11 protein-coding genes and 1 pseudogene are annotated in these 12,762 nt (G+C 71.6%); 7 read left to right on the top strand and 5 right to left on the bottom strand.

All coding sequences use genetic code 11. The features are described 5' to 3' along the window. Positions 1-96: 96 nt before the first annotated feature. Positions 97-489, bottom strand: a complete 393-nt coding sequence (locus tag ABZ896_RS36870) for a nitroreductase/quinone reductase family protein (protein ID WP_360938958.1) — start codon at positions 487-489, stop codon at positions 97-99. Positions 490-551: 62 nt separating this feature from the next. Between ABZ896_RS36870 and ABZ896_RS36865 the strand changes: the two genes are divergently transcribed. Further along, complete coding sequence (locus ABZ896_RS36865) at positions 552-1,370, top strand: endonuclease/exonuclease/phosphatase family protein (protein ID WP_360938956.1); 819 nt, start codon at positions 552-554, stop codon at positions 1,368-1,370. Between the two features lie 70 nt (positions 1,371-1,440). On the opposite strand, the pseudogene ABZ896_RS36860 reads toward ABZ896_RS36865, so the two are convergent. Beyond that, positions 1,441-1,548 (bottom strand): annotated as a pseudogene (locus ABZ896_RS36860) (aminoglycoside phosphotransferase family protein); the annotation flags it as partial. Positions 1,549-1,603: 55 nt separating this feature from the next. Here ABZ896_RS36860 and ABZ896_RS36855 point away from each other — a divergent pair. After that, positions 1,604-2,542: a chlorophyllase gene (locus ABZ896_RS36855; protein ID WP_360938954.1), complete on the top strand. Its 939-nt coding sequence runs from the start codon at positions 1,604-1,606 to the stop codon at positions 2,540-2,542. Positions 2,543-2,627: 85 nt separating this feature from the next. After that, the gene (locus ABZ896_RS36850) at positions 2,628-3,194 is read left to right on the top strand and encodes a hypothetical protein (protein WP_360938952.1); all 567 of its coding nucleotides are present in this window, start codon (positions 2,628-2,630) and stop codon (positions 3,192-3,194) included. 9 nt (positions 3,195-3,203) lie between these two features. On the opposite strand, the gene ABZ896_RS36845 is transcribed toward ABZ896_RS36850, so the two are convergent. Then, positions 3,204-4,337 (bottom strand): NAD(P)/FAD-dependent oxidoreductase, encoded by a 1,134-nt coding sequence (locus ABZ896_RS36845; RefSeq protein ID WP_360938950.1) that lies wholly within the window; start codon positions 4,335-4,337, stop codon positions 3,204-3,206. Between the two features lie 189 nt (positions 4,338-4,526). Between ABZ896_RS36845 and ABZ896_RS36840 the strand changes: the two genes are divergently transcribed. The 3 genes from ABZ896_RS36840 to ABZ896_RS36830 are packed head-to-tail and all read left to right on the top strand — an operon-like array spanning position 4,527 to position 8,629. Beyond that, the gene (locus ABZ896_RS36840; RefSeq protein WP_360938948.1) at positions 4,527-5,369 is read left to right on the top strand and encodes an LLM class F420-dependent oxidoreductase; all 843 of its coding nucleotides are present in this window, start codon (positions 4,527-4,529) and stop codon (positions 5,367-5,369) included. Positions 5,370-5,427: 58 nt separating this feature from the next. Further along, entirely contained in the window at positions 5,428-8,016 is a 2,589-nt protein-coding gene (locus tag ABZ896_RS36835; RefSeq protein ID WP_360938946.1) for a bifunctional FO biosynthesis protein CofGH, read from the top strand. Between the two features lie 55 nt (positions 8,017-8,071). Beyond that, positions 8,072-8,629 (top strand): hypothetical protein, encoded by a 558-nt coding sequence (locus ABZ896_RS36830; protein WP_360938944.1) that lies wholly within the window; start codon positions 8,072-8,074, stop codon positions 8,627-8,629. 43 nt (positions 8,630-8,672) lie between these two features. Here the strand turns inward: ABZ896_RS36830 and ABZ896_RS36825 are convergent, their stop codons facing one another. Continuing rightward, the gene (locus ABZ896_RS36825) at positions 8,673-9,827 is read right to left on the bottom strand and encodes a glycoside hydrolase family 76 protein (protein WP_360938942.1); all 1,155 of its coding nucleotides are present in this window, start codon (positions 9,825-9,827) and stop codon (positions 8,673-8,675) included. An 83-nt stretch (positions 9,828-9,910) separates the two neighbouring features. Then, positions 9,911-10,447 (bottom strand): DUF2165 domain-containing protein, encoded by a 537-nt coding sequence (locus ABZ896_RS36820; RefSeq protein ID WP_360938940.1) that lies wholly within the window; start codon positions 10,445-10,447, stop codon positions 9,911-9,913. A 158-nt stretch (positions 10,448-10,605) separates the two neighbouring features. On the opposite strand from ABZ896_RS36820, the gene ABZ896_RS36815 reads away from it, so the two are divergent. Continuing rightward, a complete protein-coding gene (locus tag ABZ896_RS36815; protein ID WP_360938938.1) occupies positions 10,606-12,678 on the top strand; it encodes a LamG-like jellyroll fold domain-containing protein in 2,073 nt (690 codons plus the stop codon). Positions 12,679-12,762: the final 84 nt, after the last annotated feature.

Below are 12,762 nucleotides of genomic sequence, written 5' to 3'. Positions count from 1 at the left end.
CTCCCACTTCTCCCGGCCCGGGGGGGCCCCGGGGGGGGGGGGGGGGGGGGGGGGGGGGGGGGGGGGGGGGCCCCCCCCCCCCCCCCCCGCCGCCGTTCAGCGGTCGAGATCGACCCGTACGGTCAGCTGGCCGGTCCCTATCGCGCGGACCGCCGCGCTGTTCATCGTGGGCAGCGAGCGCAGTCGTACGGCGATGTCGTCGTCCGGCATGAGGTGCGCGGTGCCGGCGTGCCAGCGGCCGCGCAGGCGCACCCTGACCCGGGGTTCGGCCTTGATGTTGCGGACGTACTGCGAGCGTTCGCCGAACTCCGAGACCAGCCAGAAGGACTGACCGACCCGGCGCCCGCCGACCGGGGTGCGGCGGGGCAGACCGCTGGTGCGGCCGGTGGTCTCCAGGACGGTCTGCAGGGGCAGTCGGCGCATGACGGGGTTGAGGAGCCGCTGGGCGGCTCTGGCGATGCGGTACTTGCGTTCGGCGTTACGGGACACGACTGCAATGATCCCAGGGGCCGCGGTGGTCGCGGTTCTCGGGCGGAGAAGTGGCGGTCCGCATGCGGGTGATGACCTGGAATCTGTGGTGGCGGTTCGGGCCGTGGCAGGAGCGCCGCAAGGCCATCCTCACCGTGCTGCGGGAACTGCGCCCCGACGTGGTCGGGCTTCAGGAGGTGTGGGCCACCCGGGAGGAGAACCTCGCGCGGTGGCTGGCGGCCGAACTGGACCTGCACTGGGCGTGGGCGCCCTCACCGGCCTCCGAGCGCTGGCAGCGGCGGATCGGGGAGCCGGGGGTGGAGGTCGGCAACGCGGTACTGAGCCGTTGGTCGGTGCTGGACCAGGCGGTGCTACGGCTCCCCGCGCCGCCGGAGCTGGACGACGGCCGCCTCGCCTTCCACACGCGGCTCGCGGGCCCGTCGTACGAGATCCCCTTCTTCACGACCCACCTCACCTCGGCGCCCGACGCGTCGGCGGTCCGCTGTGAGCAGGTCATGGCCCTGGCGGAGTTCGTCGCGGCCCACCGCTCCGGCACCGACTTCCCACCCGTCATCACCGGCGACTTCAACGCCTGGCCCGACTCCGACGAACTCCGCCGCTTCGGCGGCTACAAAACAACCCCGGCGGCCCCCGGCCAACTCTTCCTGGACACCTGGGAGTACGCGAACCCGAGCGCCCCGTCGGCGACTTGGGACCCGGCGAACCCGTACATCCGCGTGGCCCCACCGGTCCGCATCGACTACATCCACGTAGGCCCGCCGGGGGCCTCGGGGCTGGGCCATGTCCGGGGGGTACGGCGAGCGGGGGACGGCCCGGTCGACGGGGTGTGGCCGTCGGACCACATGGCGGTGGTGGCTGATCTGGCGGACGGGGTGGAGTGACTTCGCGTCGGCGGGGCGCAGGCGGACGATCTGCTGGATCGGGTTCATCGCATCAGGGTGGTGACATAGTCTCGGCCGTGATGCCGCCGGGCAACTCCTCGACGCCGACGACCTGTTCGCCGTCGTCCAGTTGGCGGTTCACCCAGGCGAGCGTCAACGGGCGTACTGCCGCGGTCATGTTCACAGGCCGAGAGTTACCCATCGGTGCCCGTCGCCTCCCTAGTGTCGACGCCATGGAACTCCACACCGGCGAAGGCCGCGTCACGCCCCCGCTCGACCGTCGGCTGATCGCCGTGAAGCCCATCCTCGTTCCCACCACCGGCCGCGGTATCGGCCTCCAGGTCAAGGTCACCGCGCCGGTCGACGGTCGGGGCCTGCCCGTCATCGTCTTCTCGCACGGCAACGCCTGGTCGATGGACGGCTACGAGCCCCTCGTCGACCGCTGGGCGGCGGCCGGGTTCGTCGTGGTGCAGCCCACGCACCTGGACTCCCGTCGGCACGGCATCGGTTACGACGATCCGCGGTTCGCCGGTATCTGGCGGGTGCGCATAGCCGACCTGCACGCCGTCCTGGACGGCCTCGACGGCATTCTCGACCAGGCCGCGGGGCTGGCCGACCGCGTCGATCGCCGATGCGTCGCTGTCGTCGGGCACTCCTGGGGAGCACAGTCCGCCGGAGCGCTGCTGGGCGCACGCGTCCTCGACGCCGAGGGCAGGCCGGGGGAGGACTGGGAGGACTTCTCCCACCCCGCCGTGAAGGCGGGCGCGCTCATCGCGGCGGCCGGTGCGGGGGACGCCCTGACGCCGTTCGCGCTCACGTATCTCCCGTTCGCACGGCCGGACTTCACCACCATGACCGCCCCCGCCCTGGTCGTCGCGGGCGGGAAGGACCAGTCGGCGATGACCACCCGCGGGCCGGAGTGGTTCACCGACGCCTACCACCTCGCTCCCGGCCCGAAGCGGCTGCTCACCGTCGCCGAGGGCGAGCACCTCTTCGGCGGGATCTCCGGCGAGGCGGCCAGGGACACCACCGACGAGGACCCGGCCCGCGTGACCCTCGTCGCCGACGCCGTCTCGGCGTATCTGCGGGACGTCCTCGCCGGTGATGCGAGCGGTTGGCGGGCGCTGCGGGAGCGGACCGACGCGGGCGCCTTCAGCGTGGAGAGCAAGTAACCGCGGCTTGAAGTCCCTTGGTTTCCGCGCGGATTGAGTACCGGTACTCATGTGGACGGCGACCGATTGCCCGCATGGTGCTGATATGCGAACTCATCTCCTTCCGAAGTCCTTACTGGCGGCCACGCTCGGCGGTGTGGTCGTCCTGGTCGGCTTCGGCGCGCAGACCGCGACCGCCGAACAGGCCTCCACGATCAGCACCGTCGCGACGAGCGACGACGCGGAGGCACGGTTCCTGGAACTGGCGAGCATCATCGGGCAGTCCTGTTCCCGGGAGGTGTCCGGCGCGGCGGCGGTGACGGCCTCGACCGCTCCGGTGGACCCGGCCCCGCTGGACCCGTCGGAGCAGTGCGCCGCACAGCGCCACCAACTCCGCATCAGCAAGGCGTTCTCCGGGACGGACACGGTCTCCTACGAGGCACTGCGGGACAAACTGACGACCCTGAAGTACCCGGCGGCCCGGATCCACCGGATGCCGGACTTCTCCGGCGAGCCGGTGGCGAGGCTCGACCTGCGCGTGGGCGCGGGCCTCCTGGCGCTCCAGGTCACCGACATCAGGAAAGGCGTGATGGTGGAGGCGTTCGGCGCTCCGGAGGGCGTGGACGTGACGGACGTACGCCTGAAGCCGCCGCTGTCCTGGCCGAGTTCCTGAAAGGGTGGCTCAGGACCCCGCGTTGTCTCCGGTGAACATGGCCAGCAGGCCGTGCGGTGTGTCCTCGCCGAACATGTGGGCGTACAGCTCGGTGCCCTCGGTGGCGGCCGCCGCGGCCCGGGGGAACATCGCCGCCTCGTACTCGGCGAGGGCGGTCTCCGTGTCGTCGGGGTGGGCCGCCAGCGAGTTGGCGAGGTCGGCCGCGTCGAGCATCGCCAGGTTCGCGCCCTCGCCGTTCGGGGCCGCCACGTGGGCCGCGTCGCCGAGCAGGGTGACGCCCGGTGTCCGGGGCCAACGGTGCCCGGGCGGAAGGGCGTTGAAGGGGCGCAGGACCGGTGCCGTGTCGGTGTCCGTGATCAGCGCGGTGAGTTCGGGCGCCCAGCCGTCGAACTCCGCCGCCAGCCGCCCTACGGCCGCCACCGGATCGGTGAAGTCCGTGCTCGCGAACCACTCCAGCGGGCGCGCGAGCATCACGTACGTGTGCAGGGTGCCGCCCCGCTCGCGGTGCGCCGTGAAGCCCTTCCCGGGGGCGAGCGCGAACAGCGAGCCCTCACCGACCGTCTTCGCGGCGGCGGGGTGCCGGGTGTCGGCGTCGAGCAGGTACGTCTCGACGGACGACATCCCGGTGTACGAGGGTGTCGCGTCGGTCAGCAGCGGCCGTACCCGGGACCACGCGCCGTCCGCACCGACCAGCAGCCCGGTGACGACCCCGGAGCCGTCGGCGAAGGCCACCTCGTGCCGGCCCCCGCCGAGAGCACGGGTGCCGGTGACCTTGTGACCCCAGCGGACCGTGCCCTCCGGCAGCGAGTCGAGCAGGAGCTGCCGCAGTTCGCCGCGCTGCACCTCGGGGCGGCCGCCGGTGCCGTCGTCGGGCTGCTCGAACAGTACGGTGCCGTCCCGGTCGAGCAGCCGGGTCGCCTGGCGGCCCTCCAGGACGAGATCCCGGAACTCGTCCGTCAGCCCGGCCGCTTCGAGGGCCAACTGGCCGTTGTAGTCGTGGATGTCGAGCATCCCGCCCTGCGCCCGCGCCGTCGGCGAGGGCTCCGCCTCGTACACGGTGGCGGGGATGCCGTGGACGTGCAGGACGCGGGCGAGCGTGAGGCCGCCGAGTCCGGCGCCGATGATCGTGACGTGGGTGTGCATGGAGGCTCCTCAAGAGTCGTGGGGTCTCCTGCAAGGTTCCGGGCCCCCGTCGACAGACCGCCGACACCGGACCGACGGCCCCGACAGACGACCGACAGACCTGGATCCCCAAACCGACAGACCCAGCCCCCTCATGGATGCCGACCGGTCGGTATAGACAGTCGCGCCCCGGCCCGGTACAGATGCCCCATGCGAATCTCCGTAACGATCTTCCTCACCGACGAGACCATCACCCCCACCCGCCTCGCCCGTGAGCTGGAGGCACGCGGGTTCGCCGGGCTGTATCTGCCCGAGCACACCCACATCCCCGTCGAGCGGCACACCGCGTACCCCGCGGGCGGCGAGCTGCCGCGCGAGTACGGCCGTACCCTCGACCCCTTCGTCGCGCTCGGCCAGGCCGCCGCCGTCACCGAGCTGCTCGGCCTCGGCACCGGCATCACACTCGTCGCCCAGCACGACCCGATCGACCTCGCGAAGCAGGTCGCGACCCTGGACCACCTCTCCGGTGGACGCTTCACCCTCGGGCTCGGGTTCGGGTGGAACGTCGAGGAAGCCGCCGACCACGGGGTCGCGTGGGGTACCCGGCGGGAGCTGGTCCGCGACCGGATGCGGCTGATGCGGGCGCTGTGGGCCGACGAACCCACCGCCTACGAAGGGGAGTTCGGGAGCGTACGGGCCAGTCACGCGTATCCGAAGCCTGTGCGGAAGCGGGTCCTGGTGGGCGGTGCCGCCGGACCGAAGCTGTTCTCCCACATCTGCGAGTACGCCGACGGCTGGCTCCCCATCGGCGGACGGGGCCTGACCGAGTCGCTGCCGGTGCTGCGCGCCGCCTGGCAGGACGCGGGCCGCGACCCCGCCACCCTCCAGGTCGTCCCGTACGCCGTCCTGCCGACCCCCGGCAAGCTCGCCCACTACGCCGACCTCGGCATCGAGGAGGTCGTACTCCAGCTGCCGCCGACGGGAGAGGAAGGGGTTCTGAAGGTGCTCGACGAGTATGTCGGGTATGTCCAGAAAGGCGGTGCCGGAGTGTGACGTCACCCACCTCCGTACGGCCCCTCGGCCCTGATCACCCCGCTCGTATGCTCGAAGGATGACGACTTCCGCGACCTCCGGAACCGGCCCCACCGAGAACTCCATGCGTCGCGCCCTCAAACGCGCCCGGGACGGCGTCGCCCTCGACGTCGCCGAGGCCGCCGTCCTGCTCCAGGCCCGCGGCGAGGCCCTGACCGACCTCACCGCGTCCGCCGCCCGGATCCGGGACGTCGGCCTCGAACAGGCGGGCCGCCCCGGCGTCATCACCTACTCGAAGAGCGTCTTCATCCCCCTGACCCGCCTGTGCCGCGACAAGTGCCACTACTGCACCTTCGTCACCGTGCCCGGCAAGCTCCGCCGGGCCGGCCACGGGATGTTCATGTCCCCGGACGAGGTCCTGGACATCGCCCGCAAGGGCGCGGCGCTGGGCTGCAAGGAAGCCCTGATCACCCTCGGCGACAAGCCGGAGGACCGCTGGCCGGAGGCGCGCGAGTGGCTGGACGCGCACGGCTACGACGACACCATCGCCTACGTCCGCGCCATATCGATCCGCATCCTGGAGGAGACCGGCCTGCTGCCCCACCTCAATCCGGGGGTCCTGTCCTGGACCGACTTCCAGCGCCTCAAGCCGGTCGCGCCGAGCATGGGCATGATGCTGGAGACCACCGCGACCCGGTTGTGGTCCGAGCCGGGCGGCCCGCACTACGGCTCCCCGGACAAGGAGCCTGCCGTACGGCTGCGGGTCCTGGAGGACGCCGGCCGCTCCTCGGTCCCCTTCACCTCCGGCATCCTCATCGGCATCGGCGAGAGCTATGAGGAGCGCGCCGAGTCCCTGTTCGCCCTGCGGCGCACGGCACGCGCCTACCACGCGATCCAGGAACTGATCATCCAGAACTTCCGAGCCAAGCCGGACACCGCGATGCGCGGCATGCCGGACGCGGAACTGGACGAACTGGTGGCCGCGGTGGCGGTGGCCCGCCTGATCATGGGCCCGTCCGGCAACATCCAGGCCCCGCCGAACCTCGTCGACAGGGAGTACGAGCGGCTGATAGCCGCCGGCATCGATGACTGGGGCGGCGTGAGCCCCCTGACCATCGACCACGTCAACCCCGAACGCCCCTGGCCGCAGATCGAGGAACTCACCGAACGCTCCCGCACGGCGGGCTTCGAGCTGCGTGAACGGCTGTGCGTGTACCCGGAGTTCGTGGGACGAGGCGAGCCCTGGCTGGACCCACGCCTGCTCCCGCACGTCCGCGCACTCGCCGACCCGGAAACCGGCCTCGCCCGCCCGGACGCGGTGGTCGAGGGCCACCCGTGGCAGGAACCGGATGAGGTCTTCGTCGCCTCGGGCCGTACGGATCTGCACGCCACCATCGACACGACAGGCCGTACGAAGGATCGCCGCGACGACTTCGACGAGGTCTACGGCGACTGGGGCGCCCTGCGCGAGGCGGCGGCCCCCGGGATGGTGCCGGAGCGCATCGACACGGACGTACGGTCGGCGCTGGCGACGGCGGCCGACGACCCCACCAGGCTGACCGACGAAGAGGCCCTGGCCCTCCTCCACGCCGACGGCCCCGCGCTGGACGCGCTGACCCGGATCGCGGACGACATCCGCCGCGCGGCGGTCGGCGACGACGTCACCTACATCGTCACCCGCAACATCAACTTCACCAACGTCTGCTACACCGGCTGCCGCTTCTGCGCCTTCGCCCAACGCCGCACCGACGCCGACGCCTACACCCTGTCCATGGACCAGGTCGCCGACCGCGCCCAACAAGCCTGGGAGGTGGGCGCGGTGGAAGTCTGCATGCAGGGCGGCATCCATCCGGACCTGCCCGGTACCGCCTACTTCGACATCGCGAAGGCCGTCAAAGCCCGCGTCCCCGGCATGCACGTGCACGCCTTCTCCCCCATGGAGGTCGTGAACGGCGCCACCCGCACCGGCCTTTCGATCCGCGAGTGGCTGACCGCTGCCAAGGAGGCCGGCCTCGACACCATCCCCGGCACCGCCGCCGAGATCCTCGACGACGAGGTCCGCTGGATCCTGACCAAGGGCAAACTGCCCGCCGCCACCTGGATCGAGGTGATCGAGACCGCCCACGAACTCGGCATCCGCTCCTCGTCCACGATGATGTACGGCCACGTCGACCAGCCCCGCCACTGGCTCGGCCACCTGCGCACCCTGGCCGCCATCCAGCAACGCACCGGCGGCTTCACCGAGTTCGTCACCCTCCCCTTCATCCACACCAACGCCCCCGTCTACCTGGCGGGCATCTCCCGCCCGGGCCCGACGATGCGCGACAACCGGGCGGTCACCGCGATGGCCCGGCTCCTCCTGCACCCGTGGATCCCCAACATCCAGACCAGCTGGGTCAAACTCGGCACCGAAGGCGCAGCCGAGATGCTCCGCTCCGGCGCCAACGACCTCGGCGGCACCCTCATGGAAGAGACCATCTCCCGCATGGCCGGGTCGTCGTACGGCTCGTACAAGTCGGTCAAGGACCTCATCGCCGTAGCCGAAGCAGCAGGCCGCCCCGCCCGACCGCGCACAACCCTCTACGGCGAGGTCCCCGAGGAGCGGCAGCGCGCGGCGCAGGCCTCCGACGGGCACCTCCCCGAACTGCTGCCCGTGCTGGACCGATGAAGGGACTGGGTACGATGATCCGACCCCCGTTCGACGGGGATCCTTGAGCGAGGAGATGCGAGCGGTGCCAGCACCGAAGGTCTGGGTGACCGGTCTGACGGCGGGAGCGGTCGCCGCCGTCGTCGCCCTGGCGGTGCAGGCGGACAAGGGGCCCAAGCCCCACGTGGTGGCCGCCCGGCCGAGCGCGTCGGCCTCGCCGGGCGCCTCGACCACGCCCGCCCCCTCCGCCACCGCCGTACCGGACGCCTCCGGCACCGGCCGCCGGGTCGTCTACTCGCTCGGCGAGAAGCGGGTGTGGCTGATCGACGCGAGCGGGGCGTCCCGGCGCACGTTCGCGGTGTGGCCGGGGACGGTGAGCCCGGACCCCGGCACCTACACGATCGGCACCCGCAGACAGGGCACGATCACCGGCTCCGACGGCGTGCAGATCGAGCACGTCATGTACTTCGCCCTGAAGTCCGGCGTCAACATCGCCTTCTCCAACGCGGTCGACGGCTCGTCCCCGCCGCCCCCGACCTCCACCCCGACCGGCGGCGTCCGCATGCGGACGGCCGACGGCGCGGCCCTGTGGACGTTCGGGGCGACGGAGACGACGGTCGTGGTGGTCCGCTAGGTGCTACGCCCCGGTCTCAGTACGGCCAGGCGCTACACCCCGCTCACAGTACGGCCGTCAGGAGCGAGACCGCCGACTCCTGCCGGGCGATGTCCGCGCCGTCGAAGGGGCCGCGCCAGCTCAGCCCGTACTGGTCGCGGTCGTTGCGGGAGAAGGCGTACGCGGACCTGGCCTGGGCGGCGAGATAGGCCCGGTAGGGGCGGCCGGGCAGCACGGCGTCGAGTTCGGCGAGGTTGCGGGCGAAGACGCCCTTGAACGCCGGCCCGTCGAGGCCGCAACCGTCCGGCTCGCACGGCTCGGTGAGGATTCCGGCCGGTGACAGCGCGGGACTGGCGACGACCGCGTCGGCGGTCCGGCGGGCCTGGGCGAGCAGGCTCCTGTCGCCCGTCGCCCGGTACAGCTCGGTCAGGCCGCCGAGGAGCACGCCCTGGTTGTACGTCCAGGTGGGGCCGCCGTTGTTGTCGCAGGTGCGGTTCTGGGTGGTGAGGCCGTCGTTGACGAGGTGCTCGCCGTTGATCATCCCACTGTCCCGGAACCACTCCCAGGACTCCCGTGCCCGGGCGAGGTACACCCGGTCGCCGGGGATGCGGTTGTGCAGGGAGGCGGCCAGCTTCAGGTACAGCTCGTTGCTGATCGCGTTCTTGTAGGTGGCGCCGGGGATGTCCCAGTAGATGCCGCCACCGCACAGGTCGTCGCCGTAGGAGCGCATGTACGCCTCGTCGAGTTCGGCGATGCGCAGATAGCGCCGGTCGTGCGTCAGGTCGTAGAGCCGGACCATGGCGAGGGCCCACCAGCCGGTGTCGTCCGTGGAGTCGGCCCGGAACTCCCCGCCGCCCTCCGGCCACCAGGGCAGCGGGGCGCGCTGGAGGGCGACGGTGTGCTCGGCGGCCTTCAAGTACCGGCGATCGCCGGTCCGTTGGACGTAGTCCAGCAGTGCCTGGAGGGCGTTGCCCGACTGCCACCACGGGGCGTCGGAGTCCCAGCGGCCGGTGTCCTCCTCGTAGAAGCCCATCATCGCCTCGACGGCGGAGGCGGCCCGGGCCCTGGCGGTCGTGTGACCGCTTCCGGGCCCGGGAGCGCCGTGCGCGGGCACGGCGGTCGCGAGCAGCGCGATCACCGCGCCGCAGGCCGACAGGGCGGTGGCGGCCCAGCGCCCCCGGGGGGATCGATTCGGTCTGTCTGCGGACTCTCTGCTCATGGCACCGCTCCGTTCGCTCAGAACCAAGCAGAAACGGTAGCGACCGTGACTCTAATTGACGAGAGCGTGATTGAAGATGCTCACTAATGAGCGCTTGGCTCGGCTGAGGCTGAGGCGGTCGGCTCCCGGAACGGCAGGTTGACCACGATCAGCACGGTCCCGCTGAGGATGAACACCCGCAGCGCCGCGTCCAGCCCGTTCCACGTGTCGGACTGCCACATCGAGAACCACTCCCCGCCGATCGCGATGAACCCGGCGCCGAAGAGCAGCATCAGCATGAGCAGGCCGTACGTCGAGACGCGCCGCGCCTGTGCGTCGTCCCGGCGGACCCAGAGCCAGGTGCCGTAGCCGAGCACCAGCGCGGCCAGCGTCTCCCAGACGATGATCGCGACGTACGCCGTGTCCTGAAGTCCCTTGCTGGTGACGGCTCTCCACATGAGGTCGTCGTCCTTGAACGTGGTGTCCATCGCGAACACGTGCCGCACGAACTGTTGGTTGGTCCCGAAGTCGGTGATGTTCCCGAACGCGACGAGCGCGATGTAGAGCGCGACCGTGGCGGTGAGGAGGGTGGCGGAGAGATGGAGTGCGCTGCGAGGGGTGCGTGGGGGTGTCGATGCCATGGGGGCCATCTTCCCCGGAAATCCCCTTAGTTGATGTCAGTGCCACTTGTTAACCTCCAGCGGCCCGGGTGATCCACGGGCCTCAAGCGCTCACAGGGGAGGGGCAGTTGACCAGAGCCAGAAGAAGGGCCGTCAGATCGCTGGCGGTGGGATGTTCGGTGACCGCCGTGTTGGCGGCACCAGGAGTGGCGCACGCCGCGGCCGTGGAGAACCTTCCGCCGCTCCAGCCGCTGGTCCAGGACCTGACGACGGGCGGCAAGCCGTGCGCGACCGGCGACGACCGGCCGTACGTCTCGGCGCCGCCCACGCTCCGCGCGGTCCTGTACGACCCGGAGGAGGACAACCAGCCCGCCGAGGCCAACATGGTCGGCGGTGAGTTCGAGGCCTGGTGGACCGACGCGGACGGCGTCGAGCAGCGGCTCACGTACACGACCAACCGGACACTCTCCGGCTCCACGCAAGGCTGGTTCATGCCGCAGGGCAGCGTCCCGGCGAACACCGTCGTCTCCTGGCGCGTCCGCGCGAACGACGGCACGGCGACCTCGCCCTGGAGCTCCGACGGGGACGGTTCGGTCTGCGAGTTCGTCTACGACGACACGAACCCGGAGAAGGCGACGGTCTCGTCCCCCGAGTACCCGGAGGACGTGTTCTGGGTGGACGGTGTCGGCGTGTGGGGCCACTTCACCGTGGACTCACCGTCGGACGACGTCGCGGCGTACACGTACAGCTTCATCGGCGGCCCCAACGGCACTGTCCGGCCGGATCAGTTGGGCGGCCCGGTGACCATCCCCTTCCTGCCGGAGGGAAGCGGCACCAAGCGGCTGGACGTACGCGCGATCGACCGCGCCGGACGCAGCAGTACGACGGCCTCGTACACCTTCTACGTCAAGGAGGGCCGCGCCCCCGTCGCCGAGTGGCGCCTGGACGACGCCGCCGGGGCCACGAGCGCGCACGCCGTGACGGGGACCGACGCGGTCGCAGGATCCGGCGTGACCTTCGGCGGACCGGGCGTCGCGGGGACGGACCTCACGGCCACGGCGCACCTGGACGGCGGCCCGCGCGGCTACCTCACCCCGGACGCCCCGGCCGTCGCCGACCTGCGGAAGACCTTCGCGGTGAGCGCCTGGGCGCGCCCCGCGCGCACCGACCGGTCCATGGTCGTGGCCAGCCAGAACGCGCGCCGGACGGCAGGGTTCACCCTGGGGCTGGACGCCGGGGCCTGGTCCTTTCAGATCGGCGGCGCCGAGGTGTCGGGAGGCGCCCCGGAGACCGGCGAGTGGGCGCATCTGCTGGGCGTCTACGACGCCGAGACCGGAAAGATCCGGCTGTACGTCAACGGCCACGCGGTCGGCACGGAGGCGGAGGCCACGCCCACCGAGACCACCGGAGCTTTCCAGATCGGCCGGGCCCGCAGCGGCGCCGGCTACCGCGACCGCTGGCGGGGCGACGTGGGTGACGTTCGTGTCCACGACCGGGTCGTGGTCGCCGGCGAGGCGGCCCGACTCGCCCTCCGCGCGTCCGAGTCGGTCGGCCGCTGGTCCCTGGAGACGGTCACGGACGGCGCCAGCCCCGAGCAGAACGGCGGGGCACCCCTGACACTGGGGCCCGGCGCGACGATCCACCGGGGCCCCGACGACTCGTGCATCCCGGAACTCGACCCGGACTGCCCGGTGATCCCGTACGCGCTCGTCGGAGACGGCAACCTGACCCTGGACGGCGAGACGGGGTACGCGGCCACGGAGGGACCGGTCCTCGACACGTCCGACAGCTTCACCGTCGGAGTGGTCGTCCGCCTGGCGGACACCGACCCGGCCCACCCGATGACCGTCCTCTCCCAGGCGGGCGAGCACACGGACGCGTTCAAGGTGCGCTACCAACCGGCCGACCACACCTGGCAGTTGGTGATGCCGCAGCGCGACGAGCAGGGCGCGCCCGAGACGGTGGTGGCGCAGATCGAGGCGGCGGACGGCGGCGAGGGCAGCGGCCACCGGCTCGCCGTGGTCTACGACGATGCCACCGACACGGTGCAGCTCTACCTCGACGGCCAGACCTCCACCACCGCGACCGCCTCCTTCCCGAACGGCTGGCCGAGCACCGGCCCGTTGGAGGTCGGCCGGGGCCGGGTGGACGGCGGCTGGGGCGAGTACCTGCACGGAGACGTGGACGAAGTGCAGGCGTTCCGCGGGGCGTTGGACGACAGCGCGGTCAGACGACTGGGCACGGGCACCTGATCCGGTCGGGCCGTGGGACCGCGTTCCGTCGAACGTCGGGATCCCACGGCCCGATTTCCTTGCCAGACTGGACCGAAGGGACCG

The organism is Streptomyces sp. NPDC047072, assembly GCF_040643855.1.
In the GTDB taxonomy this organism is placed as follows: Bacteria; Actinomycetota; Actinomycetes; order Streptomycetales; family Streptomycetaceae; genus Streptomyces.
This window is presented reverse-complemented; position numbering and strand designations above follow the sequence as displayed.

Bases quoted from the DNA above. Each gene is read 5' to 3' on its own strand.
- ABZ896_RS36830 (WP_360938944.1), top strand. From the start codon at position 8,072: ATGCGAGCGGTGCCAGCACCGAAGGTCTGGGTGACCGGTCTGACGGCG.
- ABZ896_RS36825 (WP_360938942.1), bottom strand. From the start codon at position 9,827: ATGAGCAGAGAGTCCGCAGACAGACCGAATCGATCCCCCCGGGGGCGC.
- ABZ896_RS36855 (WP_360938954.1), top strand. From the start codon at position 1,604: ATGGAACTCCACACCGGCGAAGGCCGCGTCACGCCCCCGCTCGACCGT.
- ABZ896_RS36845 (WP_360938950.1), bottom strand. From the start codon at position 4,337: ATGCACACCCACGTCACGATCATCGGCGCCGGACTCGGCGGCCTCACG.
- ABZ896_RS36840 (WP_360938948.1), top strand. From the start codon at position 4,527: ATGCGAATCTCCGTAACGATCTTCCTCACCGACGAGACCATCACCCCC.
- ABZ896_RS36850 (WP_360938952.1), top strand. From the start codon at position 2,628: ATGCGAACTCATCTCCTTCCGAAGTCCTTACTGGCGGCCACGCTCGGC.
- ABZ896_RS36820 (WP_360938940.1), bottom strand. From the start codon at position 10,447: ATGGCATCGACACCCCCACGCACCCCTCGCAGCGCACTCCATCTCTCC.
- ABZ896_RS36835 (WP_360938946.1), top strand. From the start codon at position 5,428: ATGACGACTTCCGCGACCTCCGGAACCGGCCCCACCGAGAACTCCATG.
- ABZ896_RS36865 (WP_360938956.1), top strand. From the start codon at position 552: ATGCGGGTGATGACCTGGAATCTGTGGTGGCGGTTCGGGCCGTGGCAG.